This is a genomic window from Liquorilactobacillus nagelii DSM 13675, assembly GCF_019444005.1.
GTDB classification, from domain to species: domain Bacteria; phylum Bacillota; class Bacilli; order Lactobacillales; family Lactobacillaceae; genus Liquorilactobacillus; species Liquorilactobacillus nagelii.
Map to the genome: position 1 here is coordinate 1,955,021 of NZ_CP049304.1, position 26,623 is coordinate 1,981,643.

The window sequence follows — 26,623 nt, forward strand, 5'->3', positions numbered from 1 at the left end:
CACTTAATCAATTCAATAATCGTCTTAAAGGAGGGATCATTTCAAATTACTTGCATAGCTTTTTAGATGTTATTAAATATCTTTTAACTTAATTAATCGATAATAGGGGATCGGTTAACTTCAGTTATCAGATATAGTTCAGGCTCAATTGGCTAACTAAGGGGGATTTGTTTAATGGAAAACACTGCTACTGCTCATACTACAACTGTCAAAGAGTACGCTTATCGGATTTGTGCTGCTGTTGCAAATGCTATTTTGGTAACACTTGGCATTGGTTTATTACTTCAGACGTTGGCTTCCTTTATTCATTGGAATGCACTTTACCAAGTCGGAATCATTGCCAATGAGCTGCTAGCTCCAGCTCTTGGTGTCGCAATTGCTTCTCAGTTAGAAACCAATTCATTAGTTATTTTTAGTGCTATGATTTCTTCAACTATTGGTGCTAACGCAGTTCATTTTACATCTGCTGCCGTTAATGGCACTACTGCCACCGGTTCATCATTGATGCAGGCTGCTGGCAGTACCGTTTTTGCCACCGGTCAGCCTGTCAGTGCTGTCTTAGCTGGGCTAATTGCAGCTTTAGTCGGAAAGTACTTAACCGGGAAAACACCTTTAGACATGATGCTGGTGCCTTTAACAGCAACCTTAATTGGTGGAGTTTCTGGATTAGGACTAGCAGCAGTTACAACACCATTATTACTGAATGTGAGTGCTTTTATTGCTAAAACCATGCAAATTAATCCATTAGTTGGTTCAATTTCCGTTTCACTTGTTTGGGCCTTATTCTTAATGACTCCAGCATCTTCAGCGGCTTTGGCTATTGCTTTAACACTTGATCCAATTTCATCAGCCGCTGCCTTGATTGGAACAACTTCACAATTTGTCGCTTTTACAGCCATGTCATTCCGCCAAAACAATCTAGGTGCTAATATTGCTCAAGGTGTAATGACACCTAAAGTACAATTTCCTAATTTGCTAGTAAATCCGTTACTGTTAGTTCCTTCATTGTTATCAGCAATTGTCTGTGCCCCAGTGGCAACAATTTTGTTTGGCTTTCGTTCAACCTATAAGCTGGCAGGATTGGGTTTGAACTCATTTATTGCTCCTTTAGCATATGCAGCACAAGGATGGGGATCCTTCGCAGTTTACATGCTGACTGGAGTTATATTACCAGCAGTTATTTCTCTGACTGCCTACGGTATGATGAAAAAAGCTGGTTTGATTCAAGATAATCAGCTTCATTTGGAAATTGTTTAATTACCTTTGCAAGTAATTTGAGAAATGAAAATTGTTTAATATCAGCTTTTGTTCGGAATTTAATATTAGGGATAAACATAATTGATACCATGCAAAGCCAGCTTGACTTGACCTGGTGGGTACGATTGAAAAGAACTTCATTTGATTTTAAGTTGCAACTGCTAAATATACAGAGTAGTCCTTTTAATCAAAAGCTACTAATCGTTGATTAAGTTACTTGACTAATACATCAACTATGTTTAGCACAAAGAGCGTTGGTCTAGATAAAAACCAACGCTCTTTGTGTTTTTTAGTTTAGCGTGCCAATAAAACATCACATTTGGCTGTACGAATGACATAAGAGGCTACTGAGCCGACAATTAAACGTTCAATGAAGTTTTTGCCAGTAGCTCCGACAATAATTAAATCATTTTGGTATTCTGGCTGAAAATCATTAACAATCACCGATTTAGGATTACCAAACCGCAAATGGACACTGATCTCAGCTGCTGGCAGCTGTTTTTCATCAATTAATTGTTGTTTTAAATCTTGTAAATAATTTTCATTAACTTGCTCAACTTGATAAACCTTTTTTCCATCTAAAGACAACCCGGTGTTGTCATAGGATAAAGAATTCAAATCTAAAACTTGTAAAATATCCAAATGTGCTTGCTCTCGTCTGGCAACTTTAACCGCTTTTTTTAAAGCTGCATCTGAACCACTTGAACCATCAATTGCGACTAATACTCGTTGATATTTATTTTCCAATTAATCCACCTGTCCTTTACTTTGCTATTAAATATAATCCTGCCAGCTTCTAAGTACAACTTATTACCTAAGCTGGATTCAAACTTAAACTAGCTAAAACAATAACTGCAAGTGTTACAACAATTAGCAGTTTATTGGTAAAAAAAATTTTTAAGGTTGATTTAGGCATTTGGTGAAGCCAAAGCCATTTTCTGATTTGTGGACGAGAATGCCATAAAATTATCAGTCCTCCCAAACCACCTAACAACAATATCGCGCCGCTAATTTCTGAAGCAATTGCCGTCGAAAATGAACGCAATCCAAAATACATAAGATCGCCTAGTATAAAATTATTAAAGACATGTAAAGCCAATGACCAAAAAATTCCATAAGTTAAAGCTGTATAGCCCAAAACCAATCCAATCAAAAAAGCAAACGGACTCTGAACAAAGTTAGTATGATATAGCCCAAACAGATAAGCTGACGCGATAATTGCTAACCGCGAATTTATTTGGCTAAACCGGCGTAATGCTACCCCGCGAAAAACAAGTTCTTCCATTAATGGTCCAAATAAAGCTGCATACAAAAACATCGACCAACTTTGACTATGCTGAGTAGCTGTCTCTAATTGTTGTAAAACGCTTAGACCGAACAAATTAAAAAAAAGTTCAAGCAACTGCCCTAAAAGACTAGCTATAATTTGGCCGGCCATCAAAACCAGCAGAAGCTCTACAAAAGTTTTCAATTTCATTTTTGATTGACCTGCATGTAAATATAATTGCCAATCTTTTTTTGTAGAAATCAGTATAATGAATAAAAATCCTGCAGTAATTGCCGCTAAATATGGTAAACCACTCTGATGAAGAGTTGACCTTGAAAAACCGGCATATTTTTTTAAACTCATCATTATTGCCAAAGCTCCGACTTGAAAAATCAAAAAATATATCAATGTGCTTCCAATCGTGCGATTAATTTTTCGTTGTACTTTTTGATGTTCATTTAATTGCTGTTTCCTTTTAAAAAGATTCATTAGTCCACCTCTTCTCGGTTACTTAAGTATAATATTTTCAATACTGACTGACAAATTGCGCCAGCTGTTTCAAATTACTTGGATAATTCAGTGGAAATTACCTAGAAAAGTAAAAAAGTAAAGACAATCCGTGATTATCCTTACTCTTCTTAAATATTCACAACTAATTTAATATTTGTTGATGTCTGATCAACATCTGTGATGCTTGATCAGTTGAAAGTTTGCCTAAGCTTGTTAATTTTTTTTCAACAAGTTCTAAGACGTGAACCCGATCATTTACATTGCCAACAAAGTCATAGCGATCGCCATCAATTACCAGTAAAGGTGAAATTTGATAATTTTCCATCCATTCATCGTAATAACCTAGCAGACGATGATAATAACTAATCAATGAAGAATCATTTTGAATTAATTCATACTCCCGACCACGTTTATTAATTCGCTGAATCATTGTCTCATAGGAAACCTTAATGGTAATCATCAGATCAGGAGATTTTTTTTTGGCAGCATAAGGCAATTCTTCCATCATATTATTTAACAAACTTTTATAAATTTGATACTCTACATTAGTTGCATTTCCCAAATCCGTATTCATTTTCATAAAAAGCTCGTCTTCATAAATTGATCGATCAAGAATGTTATTATCATCTTGCATCGCTTCTTTAATCATTTTAAAGCGACGATTCAAAAAATAAGTTTGCAATAAATATGCATACGGATTAGTCGCCTCTTCATCACCAGCAGCTCGCTTTTGCGCGGCAATTTCATTTCCCTTATAAAAAAGCGGCAATACCGGGTTATCTTCAACGGGTTCAAAAAATGCCTTTGTTCCTAATTCTTTTGCTAAAATACCTGTTAAACTTGATTTACCGGAGCCGATAATCCCAGATAATGTAATCAAAATGACTGCTCCACCCTTTCGCATCTTTAATTTTCTTTTTCAGACCAACTATCATCTTACTAGATGCTGGATCAAAAATAAAGCATTACCAAGGCAAAATATAGTATGATGAAATTAGTATCAGTTAAAGTTCAGTATCTTAATAAAGTGAGGTTTTCATTTTGAATAAAATCTATTTAGCTGCTCCCTTTTTTAGTGACCATCAACAACGAAGAATTCAACTAGTCAAAAAAGCCCTTCAAAACAATCCCACAATTGATCCACAAAATATATTTTTACCACAAGAACATCAATTTGAAGAAGAACCCTTTGGTAGTCGTGCTTGGCAGCAATACGTTTTTGCTTCCGACATTCGTCAAATTCAGCGTGCTGATATCTTAGTCGCAATTCTTGATTACAAACTAGAAGAAAGCGACAACGAAAGTGATTCTGGAACTATGTTTGAAATTGGAACTGCTTATCAAGCTCGAATTCCCATTGCTATTATTCAATTTGATCCCGTAAAAAAATTGAATTTAATGATTGCTCAAAGTCTCACTGCCTATTTTGATGCCAGCCAACAAGGACTAGCTGAATTAACCGCCTATAATTTTAATGAATTGAAATCCAAACCCGCTGATCGTGAAGTATTTTAATCCAAGTTATACCAAAAAAGACCATCAACTTTTGCTGATGATCTTTTTTAGATTAGCTACCAGCTGGTATAGCTAAAAGAGACGGTGGTCTGCTCGACGAACTTTCGCATGTTTTTTCTTTTGCAACAACTCGGAAATCTCATCTTTAAATGTAACCAGTTCGATGGCTGTTCCCAGAAATAGCGCTAGTAGCATCATCAAAACCAACAACATTAAAGAATTAACAATTGAAATCAAATCACAGGCTGTCCTTTCTGTAGCTAAGCTGAAGTACTTCAAAACTTTCTACGTTTTTAAGGTATACCTAAATTTAATATTTGTAAACCCTAAACAGAATAATAACTAGATTATTTTCATTTGCCAAATTACCTTTTTTCCTGTTTAGCCAATAAATTTAATTGTTCTAAATGATTAGTAATTGTTTTATAATGCCCTGCCTTGCGATCAATGTTTTCTACTAATTCACTTAATTTTTGATTCTCACTTTGTGCTCGTGTAACAATTTCAGCGACACTATTAGTCGCACTTTGCAAAGCCTGACCATTTTGTTGTTGAATCTCTGCAACACTTAACATCTTTTGACTTAACTTGTCCTTAGCTTCACTGATGGTTTCCATATCCTGATTAGAACGACTAACCATCTGATTAGCTTCAGTAACGCTAGTTTTACCCTGTTTAACCTGTTTTTCTAATCCGCGAACTAATCCTGCTAACTGTTCCATTCCATCGAGGATTTCCTTTGAAAAATCTTGTGTTTCCTGTGAAAGTGCAGTCGTTTCACGAGCTACAACAGCAAATCCTCTACCAGCCTCACTTGCTTTGCTAGCCTCAATCGAAGCATTTAAAGCTAATAATGAAGTACTCTCAGCTATTTCGCTAATGTTTTTTACTTTATCTTCAATTTGATTAAACTCTGTTCCTAACTTAGTAATAATTGTTGAGAAGCCCAATAAAATATCAGTTAGTTGATTAAAATGTTCTAGTGTCTGATTAAAATTTTGTTGGGAAGATTCAACTGTTTCACTAGTTAAGTCCAATTGGTCAGACATGTTAGCAATTTGTTGTTGCAAGTGATCGTTTCCTTGAGAAACTTGAATAACTTGTTGAGAAACATTTTTAATTTCACTAACAGTTTGTTGGTTGCCGTTTGATAATTCATTCAATCCTAACGAGGTAACGCCTTCTTTGTCTAATAATTCTTTAAACTGTTGTTGAGTTTGATTTGCTAATTCTTGAACTGCCAATAAATCTACTGAATCAGCAATTTTTTTCTTGGTTAATTCTGGTGTCACTGTTACCTGATTAGCTACTGCAGGAACCTTTTTTTGATTAGCGTGAAATAACATTAATCATCACCCATTTCTGTATTTTCTTTAATGGCTAATAAGACCATTGTTTGATTAAGATGTTGCCAATTAAACTGTTCACCATTACTGACAAAACCAATTTGTTGTGTTGCAACTTGGTTTAATGAGGCCAAAACCTTCCCCCATTGCTGACTTTGGGTTAAGTAACGACTTCTCAAGGTACAATGAATTGAGAAAAGCAATTCTGCCTGACCTATTTGTTGACGTGTTTTCGTCAGAATCTGATCGATCTTTCCAGGAGTTAAAATTTCCACAAAAGTGTTGGGAATAATCTGTGCATAAAAACTAATTGAATGATCATCATTTATTCTTTGAGGGGAATTGATATAAATATCCTCACCGCGTTTCTTACCTATCGGATGGCGAATAAAACTAGCTGTCAATTCAGCAACACTAATTCCTAATTGGTTAGCGTATTCTTCAGCCGCCGGTCGGCCGTTAAATGTGTAAACTACTCTTTTTAGAGGATCCGCTTTCGTAACCAACAGTCTTTTTCCAATTGGTAAGTAAAGATTTTCTTTAATAAGCAAAGTTTTAGCTGGTAGACTAAAGAAAATTGCTAAATTCGGAATTTTTTTATTTCCTAGAGAAATTACAGTTTGACCTTTATTTTCGTCAGCTGCACTACCGCCAATCATCTTAAAGTGCGGATCTAAAAAATAAAAACTAGTTAAAATCATTTCTTCATGTGCTTGACAACCATCACATAATAATAGCAAAAATGCATTGGGATCTGCTGCGACTTGCTGATAGGCCTGCTGCAAACTAGCTAATGATAAAATTGGTGGCTCGTCGATTGGAACCAATTCAGTATATTGACTGGCAACAACTAAACCAGAAAAACCCGTTTCACTAACTCCCGTACTCGATACCAGTCTTTCAGTTGAACAAAGAACAACATTTTCTGGCATTAACTCAATTGCAGTCGTAACTAATTGATTTTTTCCGAAAAGAATTAATGTTTGGTCACAATGTTTTAAAGCATACTCTTTAATAGAAACCGCATTAGAAAATGAGATCGTTTTCATCATTATCTCCTATCGTCTTATTCTTGATTTATCTTTTATATCGTCTAATATCAATAAAATTAAATATTTTCTCTTAAATTAATTTAAGCCAAACAAAATAAATTAAAAAAATAGAACCGAATAAATTTTTATTTGTCCAGTTCTAACTTCAACTATCTAATGTTTAATTGTTCCCTTTAACCGCCAAAATTGATTATCCGGCACATTTGTAATATTGGTATATGCTACTTTCGCAGTAAAGTCGTCAACATGACTAACTGTATTCCCGCTATCAGGCTCTGTCCAAGTCAATAAATACAGATCATCACGAACCTCTGTCATTTCAATCGTAAAATGATTAACTATGCCAGATTTAAAATAGCTATCAGCTACAACTTTAACTTCAAGCTCAGTTTCACTTTTAAACTTAATTTGGCATTCTCTCCAAAATCAAAAAGATATTCATGACCAACAATTTTATATTTTCCCATTAGATAACCTTCTTTAGTTTAATTTACTATTTTTTATTATACTACTGATTGTTTTATTAGCTGGCTTTAATGAAAACGCTATCTAGACTTTTTTGGAATTTTTATTAATTAATTGTTGACACTAAATTAAAAATGCGTTAAATTATCCTTAAATAAAGCGGAAGGGAGTTCTTCAAATGGTAGTCAATACAACTAAAAACTTTATAATTGTATTTGCCCTACTACTATAGCTGAGGACTCTGACATTTTAGTCGAGTCCTATTTAAGTTATAGAGTGGGGCTCGAGCAAACAGCAAGCGTCTCATTCTGAATGAATGAGGCGTTTTTCTTTTTGTCTTAGCCGTTTTTAATTATCCAAGAAAGTTTAATTTAGAAAGGAACTTAATTGTGAATACTAAGAATATTGCAATTTTACGCGGTGACTATATTGGACCGGAAATCATGGATGCCGGTTTAGCCGTCTTAGCTGCTGCCGCTAAGAAAAGTAGTTTTTCATACCAAACAATTGATTATCCCTTCGGAGGAGCCGCAATTGATCAAACCGGAACTCCTTTACCAATTGCAACTATTGAAGGCTGTCAAGCAGCTGATGCCGTCTTGTTGAGTGCAATCGGTGGTCCAAAATGGGAGCAAGCTTCCAAGCGACCAGAAGCAGGTTTGCTGGAGATCAGAAATAAACTTGGTTTATTTGCTAATATTCGTCCAACTAAGATTAATTCCATTTTAGCGAAACGTTCACCAATTAAAGCTGAAGTTATTGCAGGAACTGATTTTGTCATTGTTCGTGAATTAACTAGCGGAATTTATTTTGGCAAACCAAGAAACCAAACTGCCACTGCAGCAATTGATGCTTCTACTTACACTGTTGAAGAAATCGAACGAATTGTTCGCGTAGGTTTTAAAATGAGTCAGCATCGGAAGCAGCATGTCACAATTGTCGACAAAGCTAATGTTTTGGCAACTTCAAAGCTTTGGCGCCAAGTCGCTGCCAAAGTCGCTCAGGACTATCCTGAGATTACCTTAGACTATTGCTATGTAGACGCTGCTGCTATGAAAATCATCTCTCAGCCAACCTTCTTTGATGTTATTATTACTGCTAACTTATTTGGAGACATTTTAAGTGATGAAGCTTCTGTTTTAACTGGTTCACTAGGAACTATCCCATCAATGAGTGCTGGAAGTACTGGGCCAAACCTCTATGAACCAATTCACGGTTCCGCGCCTGATATCGCTGGAAAAGGTATTGCTGATCCAATCTCAATGATTCAAAGCATTGAAATGATGCTTCGTGAGTCATTCCAGGAAAACCAATTAGCAGACCAAATTGCTCAAGCTGTTCAAAAAACTATTGCAGCTGGAATTTTAACTCCTGATCTTGGTGGAACTGCCACCACTCAAACAGTCACCACAGAAATTATTAGAAACTTGGAAGGATGAATTTTAAAATGGGAAAAACTTTATTTGATAAGCTTTGGGAAAAACATGTGATTAGTGGGCAACCGGGTGAACCACAGTTAATTTATGTTGATCTGCATTTAGTGCATGAGGTTACCTCGCCGCAAGCTTTTGAGGGTTTACGAACCAATCAACGCCAAGTTCGTCGACCAGATAAAACTTTCGCAACAATGGACCATAATGTACCAACAAAAGATATTTTCAATATTCAAGACCAAATCTCCAAAAAACAAATTGAAACTTTGCAGCGTAACTGCCAAGAATTTGGACTTCGATTAGCAGATATGGGCAATGCTGATCAAGGAATTGTCCATGTCATCGGTCCACAACTAGGTTTAACTCAGCCTGGCCAAGTAGTGGTCTGCGGTGACTCACATACAGCGACTCATGGAGCTTTTGGTTCAATTGCTTTTGGGATTGGAACTTCAGAAGTTGAACACGTCTTAGCTACCCAAACAATTTGGCAGCTGAAACCTAAAACGATGGGAATTCATCTTCATGGTAAGTTGCAACCTGGGGTAGCAGCTAAAGATATTATTATGGCTTTAATTGCTCAAAATGGGGTCGATTTTGGAACTGGTTATGCGGTCGAATTTTTTGGAGATACTTTACAGCAATTATCAATGGAAAATCGGATGACTATTTGCAATATGGCAATTGAAGGTGGTGCCAAAATGGGCATGATGAAACCCGACCAAACAACCTTTAATTACCTGCGTGGACGTAAATATGCCCCCAAAAATATGGATAAAGCTATCGAGTATTGGCAGCAATTTTACACTGACAACCCCAACGATTATGATCGCGTAATTGATTTTGATGTCAGTCAATTAGCTCCATATGTTTCATGGGGAACAAATCCAGCGATGGCTGTCCCAGTGACTGGAACCTTACCCCAAATAACAGATATGAATGTCCAAAGAGCATATGACTATATGGACTTAAAACCCGCTAGCAAAGCGACGGATATTCCAATTCAATGGATCTTTATTGGTTCTTGTACGAACGGCCGATTATCTGATATGAAAGAAGCAGCACAAATTTTAAAAGGCAAAAAAATTGCTGCTGGGGTTACTGCTTGGATCGTTCCCGGATCACGCGCTGTCAAAAATGCAGCCGAAGATCTTGGCTTAGACAAAATTTTTAAAGCTGCTGGTTGTGAGTGGCGTGATCCTGGCTGTTCTGCTTGTCTGGCAATGAATCCTGATAAAGTTCCAGCTGGAATTCACTGTGCGTCTACCACCAATCGGAATTTTGAAGGACGCCAAGGAAAAGATGCACGAACTCACTTAGCTAGTCCTGCCATGGTGGCTGCAGCAGCAATTCATGGTCATTTCGTTGATATTCGCCAGAAGGAGGCAATTTAAACATGGAAGCTATTACGATTCATCAAGGAACAACCATCCCGTTAATGAACAATAATATAGATACCGATCAGATTATTCCTAAACAATTTCTGAAAAACATTTTAAAAATTGGCTATGGCAAACACCTTTTTAATGATTGGCGTTATTTGGATGATGGAACGCCAAATCCTGATTTTATTTTAAATGCACCTGAGCGGAAAAATTCCACCATTTTAATCACTGGTGATAACTTTGGTTGCGGTTCTTCTCGTGAACATGCTGCCTGGGCTTTAAAGGATTGGGGCTTCAAAATTATTATTGCTGGAAGTTACAGTGATATTTTCTTTATGAATTGTACTAAAAATGGATTGTTGCCAATTACTTTGCCACAATCCGCTCGAGATTATTTAGCACAATTAGCTCCTGATCAAACAATTACCATTGACTTGCCACACCAAAAAGTCAGTTGTCCCAGTAAGACCTATTCTTTTGACATCGATGCTACTTGGAAAGAAAAATTCATTCAAGGAATTGATGACATTGACCTAACTTTGCAACATGCTCAAGAAATTCATGATTTCGAGAAAAAAATTCGAGTCTTTTAAGCATCCAGGGGGGAGTAATGTTATGGAAGAAACAATCGACTTTCAAACTAGTACTAGTTCAATTCAAGCATTTGAATTAAAAAAACGGATGGACCAAATCCAACCGACTAAAACTTTTTATCGAATCTTTATATTAGTTTCAGCTGGAATGTTTCTCGATGCAATCGATGTTTACTTAGCTAGTGGTGTCAGCAGCTATCTACTTAAATCTAGCTGGTCAACTTTGCAATTTAATTCAATTTTTCTGTCTGTTGGTTTTTTCGGCTTGTTCTTGGGTTCCGTTTTTGCTGGACTAATTGGCGATTTCTTCGGTCGAAAAAAAGCTTATCAATTAAATTTGTTAGTTTTTGGATCATTTACGTTGTTAGGCTCATTTGCATCAAATATGTACTTCTTAATTGTTTGCCGCTTAATTGCTAGCATTGGTTTAGGGACTGAAATTGTCACTGGTTTTTCAATAATTAATGAATTTGCTCCGATTAAAAGTCGTGGTCGCTGGTGTGCATTAACTTCCTTTATCGCTAACTGCGGAGCCCCAATTACGATGCTCTTATGTACGGTGTTGATCCCCTTGTTTTCTTGGAGAATTATGTTTGTAATTTCTGGAGGTGCTGCTTTAATTTTGTGGTATTTTCGTCGTAACTTACCTGAATCTCCCCGTTGGAGCATCACACATCAAAAATATCAAGACGCTCAGGATGTCATTGCTAAATTGGAAACTGAAATGACCTCAGCTGGAATTGCTAAAGCAGCTTTGCCAAATGAGAAAAATGCCGAACAAACCGCTAAAAATGTTAATGCTCATTTTGGACGAAACTTATTCGTTGCAATTTTCGCTGTTTCAGCAGCTATCGTCTGTCAGTATACCTTCACTTCTTGGGTACCAACTCTGTTAGTCAAACAGGGAATTAATATTGTTTCTTCTTTAGGTTTTACAACTGTCATGATGCTGGGTGCACCCGTTGGCGCATTTTTAGGCTCACAATTAGTTGATCGAGTCGGCCGCAAACCAACAATCGTTACGGCTTTTGTTGCTGCAGCAGGACTAGGGTTACTTTACTCGCACCAAACTAGTGCTGCAATAGTCATGTTCTTAGGCTTTTTATTAACAACTTGTTTTTATGTTTTAATGGCCTCAGTTGTTGGTGTCTATGTTTCTGAACTATTCACCACCAAGTATCGGTTTCGTGGATCGGGAATTGCTAATGGAATTTCCAAGTTAATCACTGTTGGAATGCCATTAGTTGTTTCTTGGCTGTTAAGTGTATCTAATCCTAGTATGATTTTCACTTTAATTAGTGGATTTGCAATAATTGCTGCTTTAATTGTTTTCTTTTTTGGACCTGAAACCAACAATCAAATTCTGGAATAGAAATTTGATTCTAGAAAAAAATAGTATCAGCACGTAATTTTGTGCTAATACTATTTTTTTCACTTTATTTGGTTAATTTCGATTTTTGACTGCCAACTTTGACTGGAAAAAGCCATGAAAACAGCAGTCCCATTAATAAACCAAAGAAAATTCCCAATCCATTTTTCATTTATTAATACCAACTTTCTATATCACTCATCTAAAACATAAATTTTTGCTTTGGTTGGCTCAGTTAATTGATAATATACTCCTTGGACTTCCGGTTCAAAACCTGGAAACTTGGCTGCTGCTCCTAATAGAACTTCAAAATAATGTTGGGCCGCTAGCGACCAACGCTCACCTGGTGCAACTACAAAAACACCAGGTGGATAAGGCAATGCTCCTTCTAGAGCAATTTTTCCAGCTGCCTCACTCAATAAACATAATTTACCATGGTTACCCTTAAATTGCTGTTCAGCTGCTTGCGGTGAAAGGACATAGTTTGGTTCAAAAGCAGCTGCTTGAAACAAATATTTTTGTAATTTAAAGGTTTCGGCATCCCGATAGTACTGATGCATTTCTTGACATAATTGTTGAAGTCCGTAGTTCTGGTAACGTTTTTGATTTGCCTGATATAATCTTGGTAAAACTTGCTTGATTGGTGTATTAGCAAAATACAGTCGTTCAAATTCCAATAGTTTTTCTAACAACTGCTGAAATTGTAGTTGATCATCTCCAGGTGTTAATAAAAACAAAAGTGAATTCAAATCATCCTTTCCTCTAACAATTCCATTTTCCATTAAAAACTCTGCTACAATCGCTCCTGAAATTCCTTGATTCCGATAAGTTGCATGTTGATAATCAATTCCAGGTGTTGTGATAGTTAATTTAAATGGATCTAACCGAACTTGGTTAGTCGCCACCATTTTAAATCCATGCCATTTATCATTTGGGTCAATTGACCAATATTTTTTCTTCTGCGCTAACTCAGTTGTTGAAATATTTTCCCATGATTGACCTGCAACTTTTTCTGGAACCCATGGACGAAATAATTGTGACTTGTTTAATAATTCTTTTCGCCAGTTAATTCCACGGATTAATAACTGTTGCCACCACTGAGAATTAGCTTGACTGGTGGCCATCGCTGCATTAACCGTTAATGAAGCATACAACGGATAAGAATAGCTAGATGTCACATATTTTAAGTAGGCATGATTAAAATGCTTATGATCAATATAACGTTGCTGTCCTATTAAATGACGGTCTTTTTTTAAGATTTGCGATGTCTGTCCCATACCAGCTTGTTGTTTATGAATTGATTGAGTAACTAAAATTCCCGGATCTTGCGCCTGATAATGACGATTTAATGGAGAAAGATCTTCCAACAAAGGTGAAAACTGTTCGTAACCACCCCAAGCACAATCAAAAAGAATATAATCACACAGATGTCCAATTTTTTTAAGAATCCAGTCTGCTTGATAAAAAACACCATCATAAGTTTCTAACTGTAAAATTGCTAACCGAAATGGTCGTTTAGCTTGGGCTTTTTGCGGAGCTTTTTTGGCAATTTGTTGACGCAGCTTCTCTTCAACGAAAGCTTGAGGATCAGTTTCACCAATCAACCCCAAAGAATTACGATCTGTTGGCAAATAAACCGGCAAGGCTCCGTTCATCAGCAAAGCGCTATTATATAAAGATTTGTGATTGTTGCGATCAAACAAAACTACATCTCCTGGGCTTAACAACGCGCTAGCACAAATTGAATTAGCGCTCGTTGTACCGTTAGTACAAAAATAAACCTTGTCTGCATGATAAGCTTGTGCAGCTTGCTGTTCAGCCGTTAAAGGTGTTCCTGTGTGGGTCATTGTATCTCCCAGCTCACCTACTGTGTCACTAGTATCAGCGAATAACAGATTTTTACCGAAAAAACGATTAAAAACTATTCCGGCTGGATGTTTAGTATAATAATTGCCATTATGGTGTCCAGGAGTAGTAAAGCTTATTGGACGGTTAATTGCAAATTCAATTAAATCACTTAAAAAAGGCGGAATCATTTTGTTAGTATAATGTTCAGCTTGTTGCTTAACTACTTTTCGAATCAATGCTACTGACTGAGTATAATTAATTTTAATAACCGGCACAGGAAGTTGTGATGATTGCTTAATTATTTGAGCCTGCTTCACTTGTTCGGGTTTAGCAATATTAACCACAATTGCTGCCAACTCTGCGGCTAGCGGCTCCGAATCTAGAGTCACTTTCTCCCACTCAGATGGTAACTGTTCCCAAAGCTCCCGAGCAGCAGCTATTTTCAAATATTTCATTTTATTTTCCTTTCTTTTCATTGGTTTTCAAAAAAATCTGTAGTATTTCATTTTTATAGGCTACAATTTAAAGTTAGGTGCAATTGTTGTTTAATCTAAGTGATTTTTGATTTTGTTTTTATTATATAACGTACGAGGAACGATACAAGTGGGACTAATTATTGCCAAAAATCTGCATAAACCGCCAAGTAAAATCTTTTATCATTGACTTTGTTAAATTATTTTATTTTTGGAGGAAATTTTGATGCCTAGTAATCTTTTACAATCAAAAAAACACTATATGAGCTGGCCAGTTATTGCCCTATTAGACTTTGTTACCATTATTAGTTTTGAAAACATTTTTTATCCTTTTCAAAATCAAGGCTTGTCAGTTGTTGTATCTTGGATTTTTTTATTATTTGCCTATATTATTCCATATGAATTAATTGTTAGTCAGCTTAGTTTAACCTTTGATAATCAAAGTGGTGGTTTAGCCTCCTGGGTACGCCGCGGTAGTAATGATACCCTAGGTTATTGGACCTCTTGGATGTACTGGATTCAAAGCGTTCCTTACATTGTAGATGTTTCTAACTCAGTAATTGTTTCATTTAGTTGGATGATTTTAGGGAATAATACTTTAGGTCAGCGAATGTCAACTTTTGAATTTGGCATGTTAACCTTTATTATTATTTTATTATTTATTCTCTTAGAAAATTTAATTAAGAATTCCTTGGAAATCTTATCGTTAATTGGTGGTGGTGCCATGTTCATCATGTCGGTGCTGTTTGTTCTATTGGCTGGATATGCTCTTTTACATGGAGCAAATATTGCAGCTCAACCTTTTAACTTGCATGCCTTTTTGCCAAACTTTAGTCTAAAATATTTTTCAACAACTGGTCTGTTAATCTTCGCAATGTCTGGAGCTGAATTGGCTGCACCTTATATTATCCAAATGCGTGATCCAAAACATGAATTTCCCAAAGCTATGTGGCTGTTAGCCATTATGACTGCCTTCTTGACAATTTTTGGAACCTTGTCTTTAGCCGTTTTCTTCAATGCTAATCAGATTCCGCATGATTTTAAAATGAATGGTCCATACTATGCTTTCTCCTTGCTAGGTCATGAACTAGGTCTAGGTAAAATTTTGATGTATCTATTTGCGGTTGTTCAAGCTATTTTTATGATGGCTCAATTAGCTGTTTTATTAGATGCTTCCAGTCGTGTTTTTGCTGGGGATGTTGCCGATAAATTCATGCCCCATTGGCTGACTAGGAAAAACAAACAAGGTCGACCCGTGAATTCTTACTTGATGACTACTGGGCTTAGTTTGTTCTTATTACTATTAACAGGCACATTGCCGAATATCAACACTATCTATAATTGGCTGTTAAATATCAATGGAATTGTTTCACCATATAAAACCTGTTGGGTTTTCTTTCCCTTTTTAGCTATTCGCTGGCGTCAAAAAGATTTTCACTCTGATTATATCTTTATTCGCAACCGAACCAGCGCTCTATTAGTTGGTAGTTGGTGTTTAGCCTTTACTTTCATCTGTGCCACTTTAGGGTTTATTCCGCAAGAAGCTGCTTTTGGTACCCATGCTTTCAATCATCAATTATTATTAAATTTTGTTACGGTCTTTATATTATTGGGACTAGGATTTTTATTGCCACTATTGCGTAAAAGAGAACTTAAAAACCAGTAAACGGTTGTTTAAAAAACTGTGATAAAAAATATTATCACAGTTTTTTTAGTTCATCAATGATAGCGCTTAATTTATTACAACTACCATGATTCAACGCCTAACTTTACTGTTATAATTAGGACAAAAAGATTGGAGGAAACGAAATGCGTCAATTCACACTATATTTAATTCGCCACGGACAGACCTATTATAATATCTACAATAAATTACAAGGATGGAGTAACTCACCTTTAACTGAAAAAGGTTGGCAAAATGCGCAAACTGCCGGTGAACGATTAAAAAATATTGAATTTGCAGCTGCTTTTTGCAGTGATTTACCACGAGCTGAATTAACCGCTCGCGAAATTTTAAAACACAATCTACAGTCAAGTCCCAAGGAGCCCATTGTTTCACCACTATTTCGTGAACAATTCTACGGTTACTTCGAGGGGACGGATATGAACCAAGCCTGGTATGTAGCAGGTGCTCCTCATGATGTCCCAAGCTTTAAAGAAATTGTAGAAAAATACTCACTTGATCAAGCGAAAGACTTTTTAAAAGCAGCGGATCCGTTCCATCACGCTGAAAACCATCAAGAATACTGGCACCGTTTAAATCAAGGAATTGAATTAATTAGGCAAACACCAACAATTCATAATAATAGCAATGTTTTACTAGTCAGCCATGGAAATACATTGTTGAGTTTAGTTGAACGATTTGGTAAGGGTAAATTTGATGTTACAAAAAGACCAGCAAATGGCAGTTTAACCAAATTAGCCATTTCTGATCAGCAAATTAAAGTAATCTCTTTCAATAAATAGTCTGATAATGTTGCCAAAAAAACGCAAATCCAGGATTTTTTTTCGGTAATCTTTTCCGACAGCTTACTACAAAAGCCTGATAAATTTCTTTTTTTTGATCCAGTGGTACTTGCTGCCAAGCAAGAAAATCAACTGGACCTTTTTTAACGATATCAGCATATCCACCTTTCGAATCCTTTAAATATGTTTGGGGACTTTTCCAATAGTAGTGGGAAGCTTTCGCGTGATTAAATTGATAACGCAGTTGCGGATCAGTTGGATGTTTTACATCTAATAATTGATGACTATGAGAGAATCGTAGCAGCCAAGCATACTTTCCCTTAGGCAATCCATAGTTAAAAGAGCCCGTATTAGCAACAGCAGCCCCAGCACTTACTTGATAATCCGCTAAAACTGCATTAATATTTCCATTGGCTTGTTGTTGGTAAAAATCCCATTCTGAAACAAATTTTCCAGTCTCTAAATTAACAATAAATTCCGACATTCTCCGACATTTCGTAACTTGAATTTTCATGTTTTGCGGATAAGTAAAGTCTTGATTACTCAGATAGCGATTATGCAATCTAGCATCTGTACTGTAATCAAATTTTATTTTAGCTTGTCGCTGGTAATTTTGTAGTTTTTCCCAATCAGTATTTCCTGGGAAATATTGCCGCACATACCACAAATTATGTCGATCAAGATAACTGCGAAACAAATGGATTTTTATCGCTAATTCATTTTTCCTTTTACTTTGATAAACTGGTCGTAAACCCTGCGGCAAAAAAGTCTGACGGACTGCCTTACGAAACAATTTTAAAAATCGGCCATGTGGTGGCATACTGGGAGACAATCGATAATCCCCGGCCAGCTGTAAAAAACCGTTTTGATCAATTTGAGCTTGCATTTGTTTTAAAACTAACTCTAGCTTTTCCATTGGCAATAGCCGCGACTTGGTAAACAGTCTAGTATAACTGTCAGAACCAATTTGTTCTAACTGCAGCAGCAAATCTGCAGTTGACCTTTTGCAAGCTTCTTTTTTGATGATTTTTTTCCATGCTTTAATTGCATTTGTATCCCAACCGGCTGCTACTGCCGCCGTTATTAATTTTTGCTCAGTCAAATTCTTCATTAAAAAAAAACACCTCCCTTAACAATTTTATTTTACCGCCAACCAAAAAACATCGCCGGATCTATGTCTGACGATGTCCTAAGAACTATCTTACTGAAAAGCATACTCATTAATTACCTGCTGACATTTTTAATTTTTACTTATTTGGTCTTTACCTGAATTATCAAGTATCCAATCTTTCACTACTTAAGAAAAACTAATTCCTTCATGGTTGATAATTCAGTTGAAAACCTATATCCTTCAATCGAAAAACTTTTCAAATCAACTACTTTTCTAATCTCATTTTCAACAATAAACCGTACCATATTGCCCCGAGCACGTTTAGCTGCTGTTGCCAATTGTCGCAACTTTCCATTGTGAGCTTCTTTAAAAACACACGTAACCCAATTATCATCTGGACGTAAATATTTTTCAATTGTCTTTGCATATTCTTTAGATGCAAGGTTAACGACCGGTTCATGAGAGCTAAACAGTTCTCGATATAATTTATCGCCCCAAAAATCATATAAATTTCTGAATTCTCGTAAATGAATCTTAGCCTGCATCTCTAATCGATAAGGTTTTATTCCCTCCATCGCCCTTAAAAGGCCATAAAATCCAGAAAGAATATATAAATCATTTTGACAGCGCCTTAGTGCTTTTTCTGTAAACAACTGTGGCCCCATTGCCTGAAATTGAATTCCATTGTAACTCATGACGGCAGGTGTTAAAACTGGTTCTGTCAAAATCAAAGTTTTTATATTTTGCCAATTAAGCTGAACAAGTTTGTCACTACAGCGCCAAACCTGTTTAAGTTCAAGATAACTCAGCGATTGAAGCCAGTTTAACAGTTGCTGCGTATCCGCTAAGAACTGCGGTTGTCCAATGTAGTCAAAGTCGTCATCAACTACCATTTTTTTGGCAGGAGAAATAACTATTTTCATATCTATTGCTACTGATAACTCATAAAAGGTTATAGATTATTCTTGCCTCTTTCCTACCCTGCCTCGTCAAAAATTCACTAATACAGTTGCTATGATAGTCCATAAGCGTAAATTTCCGACTAGCCATCGGTACATACTTTGAGGCCTTCTTGGCTACTCACTGTGGTTTGGTTCTCACCACAGTAAAAATAAACTTATTTTGATAATCTTTCTGAATGTTTTGAAGATGTTAATATCAGCCTTGCACTTTAAGCTGCGTTTTGGCTAGATTTAAATCAGTAGCAGATTTCCCTTCTTTCTGTTTTCTAGCCTTAAGTGCAAGATACTGGCGGGACATTTTTCTTTGCAGTCTTCTAAAACGCTTTCTAACACATCTTACTTGACTGCTTTTGTTCTTATTATGATACAAAGTACTATCATTAGGATAGCAAATCCTTTTAAACCAAGGTCAATCCCAATAGGATCACCTATCAACTCTGGATTTACTAAATCAGCTTGTTCAACTAAACAGGTTAAATAATACCTTCCTGCATGGAATTTGATTCTCCCTTGCTGATTATAAAATGTTCTGAATCAGTAGGAAGATAGCCAAATTTTTTTAGCGTATCCAGCCAAGTCTTGGTAGTTTAATACGATAACACTCGCAAACAATAATTTGTGTCTTACTATTCTTAACAAAATAATAACTTTCTTGACTTCATTTAAACGAACGCCAATGAGGAAAACAGCTTTGCTTCCTAAAGAACCATTTCATTGAGGTATCAGCATCAATAATTGACTTAGTATACAAGTCTTTAACCCAAAACTTTCAAATAGTCTTCCTCAATGTGTAGCAACTATTCGTTTGGCTGGTAATTTTCCAATTTCTTATGGTAGTAGTAATTATCCCTAAAAATTCCGCCATTCCTTTTGGTTTCATAATAGATCATCTCAGTAATAGTATAATATTTTATAACTACTTGTAGATAATTACATTAAATTAATTGATATTTATTGCCCGTTCGCTAAATTATTTACGCTCTACTTGTGGATTCTGATTTTCTAAAATGTTTTGTTTGATTAGTTTAATGATTTGCTGGTTTTGAGGCAAATCCGAATGCTCAGTATTATTCCCAGTAACTGTAATTCGAGTATAGTGGGCTACCTGTCCTTGAAAAATATATTTTCCAGTTGCCACACTTTCAGCCGATACCAAACCATCCGTTGTATAATTGATACTTCCATTTATTGAATAGACAGTTAAATGCTTTGGTAATTTTTTCCTCCCGTTTATCAGTTCTTTTAAAATATTAGTTTGTTTCTTGGGATTACGTTCTTTAAAATTATAAGGGGTTCCAATGGTCATTAAGCGATCAATCGAAAACCGATTTTGATTAAAGTATTTTTCTAGATATAGTGTCCAAATTAAGCCACCATTTGAATGGCCGATACCTGAAAAACGATTAAATCCATATATTTTCTCAAGCTGGTTAACAGCGATATTCATCCAAGCGGCCTGACGCTGCACCGGTTGATATCCATCTGCATTGTCTGCAAATGCAATCACCATAAATGGTCGATGATCATGATTCAATAGTTTGCCACTAATCCGCAATTTATTATTCCGTTCAACCGTTACTTTAATCAAGCTATGCGGTCGAGCTGATCCTTGATTAATAATTTTCACTAAACTATCAAAACGATTTTGTGTTGCACTAGACCCCGGCACCATAATTACTGGGTCAAGCGCCGAACGATGAGCAGCTCGATCTGATTTAACTTCTTTTTTCATCCAAATTGCTGAAGGAATCCCTAGAATTACTGTAATTATAATTAAACTGATTAACCAGATTAAATTTCTTTTTTTAAGCAAATGTTGCCGCCTCCTTTAATGTTTGACGGCTAAGAGTTGCTTTAACAAATGGATAATATATCAGCATACTAATTAGCAAAAGTAACAATGTAAACACTAAAACTCGCCAGCTACCATCAGTCCCCATAAAAGCACCCAAAAGAGCCGGAGTGCTATTCGGAATTGGATATACTGCCGGTGGTAAGAAATTAAAATTAATTGCTGCTGCTGCTAACCAAATGCTGGCCAGCGGAGCTAACAGCAATGGGCATAAAAGTTGCCAGTTAAAAAAGATGGGTAAACCTGCCAAAAAGCCACTATTTAAATTAAAAAAGACTGGAATAATGTTAAGTTTAGCAATTTTTTGTTGTTGCTGCTTTCCAACTAATAATACTACTAATAATAATGCTAACAGTTGACTCGTGCCACCTAACAAAGCATAAGACCCTAAAAGACTATGCAAGTTAAGCGGTTGAGGTAAATCCTTCAAACTATTCTTAGTTAATGCAGCAGCTAAATTAACACTATTAGCTGCATCATCACTAAAATCAGCCGCAATATTTCCCGGACTAATTGCCCCAACCCATAATAATAATGTATTTAAAATCGATTGACCGCTGGCGGTTACTATTCCTGGCAATTGATAGTTACCTAAACTCAGCCGACTTAAACTACTTGCAATAAACCAATGATCATATTGTAAAAAATGATTTACCTCTCGAATTAAACCACCTTCAAGTAATGCCGCTAAAGTAATTTGCCAAAGTTGTAACGTCCAATTTTTACGCTTAAATAACCGATGCAAGCCGTAGCAAGTCCCAGCACCTAATAATCCGACAAGAATTGACTCAAGCAAAGTTGCTTGCCCACCTAACCAGTTAAGACCAGCACCAATTGAAAAGATTCGATGCGAATAACTAATCGTCAATAATAATAAAACTGCCGCTAAAGAACTCTGCAACATTTCTGAGCGATTACTTACAATACTACGGCACTGTTGCATTTGAAAAGATGCCGTTGTCATGCATAAAAATAGCAAAAATGCACTAAAACAGATTTGACTTAAAGCACTTGTAGCTGCAGCTACTTCAATTAACCAGTGCCATTTCCGCAAATTAAGTATTTGGTAAAAAAAACTACTTGGCTGCAAACAACTGCTATTTAAAGCTTCAAAAAATAGGCCTAATACTAATAATGGTGCACTTAACTGCAAGCTTTGCCAACAACTTTGACGCCAATGTATTAAAAAAATAAATTTTTTTCTCAATTTAAAACAATGAAAACTCATTGCTGCACCCTCTTACACATAAAATCAGTTCTAATTCTACTCTTTAAACCTAGCTATGGGATAAATTTTACAACAGTGGCTGCAACAAGTCGACTTTAAAATAGTTAGCTTATTTTTCATCTGCCATTCTAAATGTATTATCTAAATAAGCGCTTAGTTTTTATATAGTTCTCTTGAAAAGATTTGCTAATTAAATCAATCGCAATACATGCCGTAAAGACGATCATACTCGTAATTAAATCTGAAAAAATACATTGTATAATTGTGGTCTAGTGCCATTTTTTTAAACACCAAGAATTGTCCAATAACATTTCAACCCGAAAGTAAACTGTTCTTGCTCAAAAAATAACGACTATAGTGAAATAACGTTTGATTCGATTCATTCAAAAAGCTCGGTAAGTCAACTGACAAAAACAAAAGACTTTTTGTTAATAACTCATTGAACTTAAAAACATGTCTCCCAGCAAACCGATACTTGTCGGCCTTTTTAAAAATAAAAATTCACCCACCATTACTAAACCCGGTTAACAATTCTTAGTAGTTCGTAATTTAAAAATGCTTTTTTGTCATTATAATACCACCTCAAATTTAACGTTACTAAGAATTACACTCTTCACTTATGATACGGACTTCCTGAATTAATCATAAACGAGCGATAGATTTGTTCGACCAACACTAGCCGCATTAATTGATGAGGCAAAGTAAAACGACCAAAAGAAATTTGGGTATTTGCTCTTTTTAAAACCGCTGAACTTAAGCCCAAAGACCCACCAATTACAAACGTTAGATCGCTATGTCCGTATGTCGTCAACTCTGATATTTCTTTAGCAAACTCTTCAGATGAACGTTCTTGTCCTAAAATTGCTAATGCAAAGACATATTCCCTATCTTTGATCTTGTCTAGAATTCTTATTCCTTCCGTTTGTTTAACTTGTTCCATTTGTGCTGCGCTCAATTTTTCAGGAGCTTTTTCATCAGCAACTTCAATAATATTTAATTTACAAAACTTGCTTAATCGTTTAGCATATTCTGAAATTCCTTGTTTTAAATACTTTTCTTTCAACTTACCAACGACTATTAATTTAATGTTCATAACTTGCCACCTTTTCACATTTTATCCACCGAGTTATCCACATATCCACAATTAGTAACTCTATATATTGTTGCGAACAAACTTTCGTCACAACATTTATTTAATTCACTTTTGTCAATATCTAATTAGTTATCCACAACTGCTAATTGTTTTTCTTTTAGAAATTAGGTTCCTTTTTCACTATACTACCGGCTTTCTATAACTTGAAGTTCAACCTATTTAAAAGTTAATCACAGTTATTTACAGTTTCTGTGGATAACTTTTAAACCTGCGAAAACTTATTTTCGTAACGATTCTTCTGGTTTTCAACATGTTAATAATAACTTATAAACAAGTTTTCCACAGATGAAAAATTATCCAAAAAAAGCTGAACTCCTAGTCCAGCAATTTTAATCATTAATTACTATTAACCCTTAATTCGACGTTCAATCATTTTCGACAATAAGGTCAACAATGTGATTAGTAGTAGGTAAATTACCGCAATAATTGTCCAAATACGAAAACCTTCTAGGTTCCGGGCAATTATGATTTTCCCAGTTTGGGTCAGTTCCAATATGCCAATAATCGACAAAATTGAAGTATCTTTTAAAGTAATAATAAATTGATTTACAAATGATGGGATCATAATTTTAATTCCTTGTGGTAAAATGATTCGTCGCATTGCTTTACCAAAAGATAAACCCAAGCTACGAGCAGCTTCCATCTGACCTGGATCAACTGCTTCAATTCCTCCCTTAACAAAAGCGGCTGTATATGCTCCTTCATTTAGCATTAAAGTAATAATTCCAGCGTTAAAGGCCGAAATTTTTACCCCTGTTAAACTTGGCAAACCATTGTAAATAAAGAGCGCTAAAACTAGCAATGGTAGACCACGAAAAATATAAATAATTGTTGCAGCAATTCCTTTAGCTATCTTATGCGGCAGCACACCCAGCAGACCTAATAAAATACCAAAAATCGTTGCACAAATAATTCCTAATATTGTTAATTGAACTGTTTTTGCTAGCCCTTTAAATAAAGCACCTTGATTTTGTTTTAATAGGCCCCAGAATGTATGATTAGCCGCTTTGGTAGCTGAATTCTCATCCCGTTCTTTTTTGGTAGCAGATGAATCAAGGTACTTATTAACAATCTTTTGGTAGGTTCCATCTTGTTTTAGTTTCACTAATCCTTGATCAAATTTTTTTAGCAGTACTTGATTTTTTCCCTTCATTACTGCAAATCCATAATAACCAGATTGCGCAGGTTTCGTAGCGATTTTCAATTTTAACCCAGTTTTAATCGCATATTGCATTACAGGGTAATCCTCAAAACACGCAACCGAGTTGCCATTAACCACATCATTATACATCGTATCAGAATCATCAAAAGTTACGGTTTTAAATCCATATTTAGCTTGGATCGACTGTGCATACGCGGCTGCAGCTGTACCTGTTTTCAAAGCTACTTTTTTACCTCTTAATTGCCTGAAACTTTTAATTTTACTATCTTTGGCCACTGCGATAATTACGCCCGTTTTATAGTATGGTTTCGAAAAATCAAATGTTTGTCGACGAACAGGGGTAATCGCCATTCCTGCCATAACACCATCAATTTGACCCGATTCTAAGGATTGCACTGCCGCATTAAAACCAATTGGTTTAATGTTAACTTTGAAGCCCTCCTTCTTAGCAATTGCATTCATTAAGTCAATATCAATACCGACGTATTTATTTTGATCATTGGCAAATTCAAATGGCGGATAAGTTACATCGGTTCCAATTTGATAAACTTTGTCGGCTTTAGCTGAAGCAGTTAACCCAGACATTAAAAAAAACATCACCAAAAGTGATAAAACAATTGCTGTACCTCTCTTTTTCATCAAAAAATCCTTTCTAATTATATTCTTAATAATTCTCTAAATTTCTTAGCGAAATTTTAAATACTTTTATATCGTACCATAGATTCATTCCAAACGACAATAAACCTAAATTTTTAGCAACTAGTTGCAAACACAAAAAAACTAGTCGGAGTTTCACCAACTAGTCTTTTATCTTAACTAACTTTTTAATTTCCAGAATCTGATGAAGTCGTTGTATTTTTGTCAGTTGCTTCCAATGTTAATTTAACATTAGCTGTCTTTAGTGATCCATCATGATAATACTGAATTTGAACAGTGTCACCAACTTTATGTTCATATAGAGCTTCTCGTAAACTTGCCAATCCTTTAACTTTTTTACCGCCTAATGATGTAATTACATCATATTTTTCCAAACCAGCATTTTTAGCCGGTGAGCTACTTGAAACCTTCAAAACAACTACACCACCTGTTACACTGGTCGGTAGTTTTAGAACCGACTTTTGATCAGAAGAAGAAATATAACTTAAATCAACTAATGAAATTCCTAATGCCGGTCGACTAATCTTTCCGTTTTTCACCAATTCATTGATTATCTTGACAACTTCATTACTTGGGATGGCAAAGCCCATTCCTTCTACTGAAGTTGAGGAAGACGTGCTACTACTTGAAGCTGTAGAAGCTAATTTCATTGAATTAATCCCAACTACTTGACCTTCCAAATTAATCAATGGTCCACCAGAGTTTCCTGGATTAATTGCGGCATCTGTTTGAATAACTGTTGTTTGTCCAGTTGTCATCCCAGAACTATCTGTCGTATCAATTGTCCGTTTTTTTGCTGAGATAATACCTTGAGTCAATGAAGTTGCATAAGTTGACCCTAATGGTGAACCAATTGCTAGAGCCGTCTGACCAACTTGAATGTTATTTGAGTTTCCAAACGATGCTACTTGTTTAACATATTGAGCATTAATTTTTAATACTGCTAAATCTGTAATTGAATCATGCCCTACAACTGTTGCTTTTAGTTTTTTCCCACTATTAAGTAAAATTTCAACTTTATCTGCTCCTGAAATCACATGATTGTTAGTAACTATAAAGGCTGTATTCCCAGTTTTCTTATAGATTACACCAGAACCTTCGCTTTCACTTTCGGTTGTGCCACTGCTGGAATCTGATCCAAATAACCCTTCCAAAGAGCTGCTGCTGCTACTTTCAGAGTAAGCTTCAACTGAAACAACGGCATTTTTAATTTTATTGAACGCTTTTGTCGATTGAGTGCTAACATTGACTTTTACATTGCTAACTTTAGTTGTTCCCTTTGAATTTTCAACTGTCGCAGAATTATTCTGGTAATACTGATACCCGCCAAAAGCAATTCCACCTCCGAGAACTCCACCAACTAAAGCAATTAAGAAAATTTTACCATAGCCAAAACGTACTTGCCGTTTTGCTGTCGTTTCTTTTACCCCATTATTTTCTTGATTATCATCATTCATGAGTCACGGTCAAACTTCATTTGAAGTCCAACCTTCCCCCCTTCTCTCAATTTTAATCTTAACAT

General features: G+C 35.7%; 23 protein-coding genes. 8 read left to right on the plus strand and 15 right to left on the minus strand.

Annotated features, from left to right (window positions below):
- The first annotated feature begins 174 nt into the window (after nt 1-174).
- Nucleotides 175-1,257 carry a PTS sugar transporter subunit IIC gene (locus tag G6O73_RS09845; protein WP_057884866.1) on the plus strand — a complete coding sequence of 361 codons (1,083 nt, stop codon included), beginning with the start codon at nt 175-177 and terminating at the stop codon, nt 1,255-1,257.
- A 294-nt stretch (nt 1,258-1,551) separates the two neighbouring features.
- On the opposite strand, the gene G6O73_RS09850 is transcribed toward G6O73_RS09845, so the two are convergent.
- The 3 genes from G6O73_RS09850 to G6O73_RS09860 all read right to left on the minus strand — a co-directional run bounded on the left by G6O73_RS09850 (nt 1,552) and on the right by G6O73_RS09860 (nt 3,914).
- On the minus strand, nt 1,552-2,004 hold the full coding sequence (locus G6O73_RS09850) for a universal stress protein (RefSeq protein ID WP_057884867.1): 453 nt from the start codon (nt 2,002-2,004) through the stop codon (nt 1,552-1,554).
- 67 nt (nt 2,005-2,071) lie between these two features.
- Nucleotides 2,072-3,013: a CPBP family intramembrane glutamic endopeptidase gene (locus tag G6O73_RS09855; protein ID WP_057884868.1), complete on the minus strand. Its 942-nt coding sequence runs from the start codon at nt 3,011-3,013 to the stop codon at nt 2,072-2,074.
- A 163-nt stretch (nt 3,014-3,176) separates the two neighbouring features.
- Entirely contained in the window at nt 3,177-3,914 is a 738-nt protein-coding gene (locus G6O73_RS09860; protein ID WP_057884949.1) for a deoxynucleoside kinase, read from the minus strand.
- A 161-nt stretch (nt 3,915-4,075) separates the two neighbouring features.
- On the opposite strand from G6O73_RS09860, the gene G6O73_RS09865 reads away from it, so the two are divergent.
- Nucleotides 4,076-4,549 (plus strand): nucleoside 2-deoxyribosyltransferase, encoded by a 474-nt coding sequence (locus tag G6O73_RS09865; protein ID WP_057884869.1) that lies wholly within the window; start codon nt 4,076-4,078, stop codon nt 4,547-4,549.
- Between the two features lie 72 nt (nt 4,550-4,621).
- On the opposite strand, the gene G6O73_RS09870 is transcribed toward G6O73_RS09865, so the two are convergent.
- The 4 genes from G6O73_RS09870 to G6O73_RS13085 all read right to left on the minus strand — a co-directional run bounded on the left by G6O73_RS09870 (nt 4,622) and on the right by G6O73_RS13085 (nt 7,355).
- A complete protein-coding gene (locus G6O73_RS09870) occupies nt 4,622-4,828 on the minus strand; it encodes a hypothetical protein (protein WP_057884870.1) in 207 nt (68 codons plus the stop codon).
- Nucleotides 4,829-4,914: 86 nt separating this feature from the next.
- Nucleotides 4,915-5,895, minus strand: coding sequence for a methyl-accepting chemotaxis protein (locus G6O73_RS09875; RefSeq protein WP_057884871.1), 981 nt, complete (start codon nt 5,893-5,895; stop codon nt 4,915-4,917).
- On the minus strand, nt 5,895-6,944 hold the full coding sequence (locus G6O73_RS09880) for an FIST signal transduction protein (protein ID WP_057884872.1): 1,050 nt from the start codon (nt 6,942-6,944) through the stop codon (nt 5,895-5,897). The genes G6O73_RS09875 and G6O73_RS09880 overlap by 1 nt, the downstream gene beginning before the upstream one ends.
- Before the next feature lie 156 nt (nt 6,945-7,100).
- The gene (locus tag G6O73_RS13085) at nt 7,101-7,355 is read right to left on the minus strand and encodes a MoaF-related domain-containing protein (RefSeq protein ID WP_390624794.1); all 255 of its coding nucleotides are present in this window, start codon (nt 7,353-7,355) and stop codon (nt 7,101-7,103) included.
- 443 nt (nt 7,356-7,798) lie between these two features.
- On the opposite strand from G6O73_RS13085, the gene leuB reads away from it, so the two are divergent.
- From leuB to G6O73_RS09905, 4 genes are read left to right on the plus strand one after another with little or no spacing between them, the layout of a single operon-like run.
- Nucleotides 7,799-8,851 (plus strand): 3-isopropylmalate dehydrogenase, encoded by a 1,053-nt coding sequence (leuB, locus tag G6O73_RS09890; protein ID WP_057884873.1) that lies wholly within the window; start codon nt 7,799-7,801, stop codon nt 8,849-8,851.
- Nucleotides 8,852-8,859: 8 nt separating this feature from the next.
- Complete coding sequence (leuC, locus tag G6O73_RS09895; protein ID WP_057884874.1) at nt 8,860-10,236, plus strand: 3-isopropylmalate dehydratase large subunit; 1,377 nt, start codon at nt 8,860-8,862, stop codon at nt 10,234-10,236.
- 2 nt (nt 10,237-10,238) lie between these two features.
- Nucleotides 10,239-10,820 carry a 3-isopropylmalate dehydratase small subunit gene (leuD, locus tag G6O73_RS09900; protein ID WP_057884875.1) on the plus strand — a complete coding sequence of 194 codons (582 nt, stop codon included), beginning with the start codon at nt 10,239-10,241 and terminating at the stop codon, nt 10,818-10,820.
- Nucleotides 10,821-10,842: 22 nt separating this feature from the next.
- Entirely contained in the window at nt 10,843-12,192 is a 1,350-nt protein-coding gene (locus tag G6O73_RS09905) for an MFS transporter (protein WP_057884876.1), read from the plus strand.
- A 191-nt stretch (nt 12,193-12,383) separates the two neighbouring features.
- On the opposite strand, the gene G6O73_RS09910 is transcribed toward G6O73_RS09905, so the two are convergent.
- Nucleotides 12,384-14,492 (minus strand): putative ornithine decarboxylase, encoded by a 2,109-nt coding sequence (locus G6O73_RS09910; protein WP_057884877.1) that lies wholly within the window; start codon nt 14,490-14,492, stop codon nt 12,384-12,386.
- A 244-nt stretch (nt 14,493-14,736) separates the two neighbouring features.
- Here G6O73_RS09910 and G6O73_RS09915 point away from each other — a divergent pair, with 244 nt between their 5' ends.
- Both G6O73_RS09915 and G6O73_RS09920 read left to right on the plus strand, forming a co-directional pair.
- Nucleotides 14,737-16,176 carry an APC family permease gene (locus G6O73_RS09915; RefSeq protein WP_057884878.1) on the plus strand — a complete coding sequence of 480 codons (1,440 nt, stop codon included), beginning with the start codon at nt 14,737-14,739 and terminating at the stop codon, nt 16,174-16,176.
- Nucleotides 16,177-16,319: 143 nt separating this feature from the next.
- A complete protein-coding gene (locus tag G6O73_RS09920; RefSeq protein WP_057884879.1) occupies nt 16,320-16,976 on the plus strand; it encodes a histidine phosphatase family protein in 657 nt (218 codons plus the stop codon).
- Here G6O73_RS09920 and G6O73_RS09925 read toward each other — a convergent pair.
- From G6O73_RS09925 to G6O73_RS09955, 7 genes are all read right to left on the minus strand, one after another.
- The gene (locus tag G6O73_RS09925) at nt 16,966-18,087 is read right to left on the minus strand and encodes a DUF3114 domain-containing protein (RefSeq protein ID WP_057884880.1); all 1,122 of its coding nucleotides are present in this window, start codon (nt 18,085-18,087) and stop codon (nt 16,966-16,968) included. The genes G6O73_RS09920 and G6O73_RS09925 overlap by 11 nt on opposite strands.
- 182 nt (nt 18,088-18,269) lie before the next feature.
- Entirely contained in the window at nt 18,270-19,010 is a 741-nt protein-coding gene (gene yaaA / locus G6O73_RS09930) for a peroxide stress protein YaaA (RefSeq protein WP_057884881.1), read from the minus strand.
- Nucleotides 19,011-20,019: 1,009 nt separating this feature from the next.
- On the minus strand, nt 20,020-20,862 hold the full coding sequence (locus G6O73_RS09935) for an alpha/beta hydrolase (RefSeq protein WP_057884882.1): 843 nt from the start codon (nt 20,860-20,862) through the stop codon (nt 20,020-20,022).
- Nucleotides 20,855-22,108, minus strand: a complete 1,254-nt coding sequence (locus G6O73_RS09940; RefSeq protein ID WP_157056635.1) for a hypothetical protein — start codon at nt 22,106-22,108, stop codon at nt 20,855-20,857. Before G6O73_RS09940 ends, G6O73_RS09935 begins: the two co-directional genes overlap by 8 nt.
- Nucleotides 22,109-22,742: 634 nt before the next feature.
- On the minus strand, nt 22,743-23,222 hold the full coding sequence (gene rlmH, locus G6O73_RS09945) for a 23S rRNA (pseudouridine(1915)-N(3))-methyltransferase RlmH (protein ID WP_057884884.1): 480 nt from the start codon (nt 23,220-23,222) through the stop codon (nt 22,743-22,745).
- Between the two features lie 406 nt (nt 23,223-23,628).
- Entirely contained in the window at nt 23,629-25,083 is a 1,455-nt protein-coding gene (locus tag G6O73_RS09950; RefSeq protein ID WP_057884885.1) for an amino acid ABC transporter substrate-binding protein/permease, read from the minus strand.
- 185 nt (nt 25,084-25,268) lie between these two features.
- Nucleotides 25,269-26,558, minus strand: a complete 1,290-nt coding sequence (locus tag G6O73_RS09955; protein WP_057884886.1) for a S1C family serine protease — start codon at nt 26,556-26,558, stop codon at nt 25,269-25,271.
- Between the last annotated feature and the right edge of the window lie 65 nt (nt 26,559-26,623).

Excerpts from the sequence above, each read along its gene's own strand:
- G6O73_RS09845 (WP_057884866.1), top strand. The coding sequence starts at position 175 with ATGGAAAACACTGCTACTGCTCATACTACAACTGTCAAAGAGTACGCT.
- G6O73_RS09855 (WP_057884868.1), bottom strand. The coding sequence starts at position 3,013 with ATGAATCTTTTTAAAAGGAAACAGCAATTAAATGAACATCAAAAAGTA.
- G6O73_RS09875 (WP_057884871.1), bottom strand. The coding sequence starts at position 5,895 with ATGTTATTTCACGCTAATCAAAAAAAGGTTCCTGCAGTAGCTAATCAG.
- G6O73_RS09880 (WP_057884872.1), bottom strand. The coding sequence starts at position 6,944 with ATGAAAACGATCTCATTTTCTAATGCGGTTTCTATTAAAGAGTATGCT.
- leuC (WP_057884874.1), top strand. The coding sequence starts at position 8,860 with ATGGGAAAAACTTTATTTGATAAGCTTTGGGAAAAACATGTGATTAGT.
- leuD (WP_057884875.1), top strand. The coding sequence starts at position 10,239 with ATGGAAGCTATTACGATTCATCAAGGAACAACCATCCCGTTAATGAAC.
- G6O73_RS09905 (WP_057884876.1), top strand. The coding sequence starts at position 10,843 with ATGGAAGAAACAATCGACTTTCAAACTAGTACTAGTTCAATTCAAGCA.
- G6O73_RS09910 (WP_057884877.1), bottom strand. The coding sequence starts at position 14,492 with ATGAAATATTTGAAAATAGCTGCTGCTCGGGAGCTTTGGGAACAGTTA.
- G6O73_RS09915 (WP_057884878.1), top strand. The coding sequence starts at position 14,737 with ATGCCTAGTAATCTTTTACAATCAAAAAAACACTATATGAGCTGGCCA.
- G6O73_RS09920 (WP_057884879.1), top strand. The coding sequence starts at position 16,320 with ATGCGTCAATTCACACTATATTTAATTCGCCACGGACAGACCTATTAT.
- G6O73_RS09925 (WP_057884880.1), bottom strand. The coding sequence starts at position 18,087 with ATGAAGAATTTGACTGAGCAAAAATTAATAACGGCGGCAGTAGCAGCC.
- yaaA (WP_057884881.1), bottom strand. The coding sequence starts at position 19,010 with ATGAAAATAGTTATTTCTCCTGCCAAAAAAATGGTAGTTGATGACGAC.
- rlmH (WP_057884884.1), bottom strand. The coding sequence starts at position 23,222 with ATGAACATTAAATTAATAGTCGTTGGTAAGTTGAAAGAAAAGTATTTA.
- G6O73_RS09950 (WP_057884885.1), bottom strand. The coding sequence starts at position 25,083 with ATGAAAAAGAGAGGTACAGCAATTGTTTTATCACTTTTGGTGATGTTT.
- G6O73_RS09955 (WP_057884886.1), bottom strand. The coding sequence starts at position 26,558 with ATGAATGATGATAATCAAGAAAATAATGGGGTAAAAGAAACGACAGCA.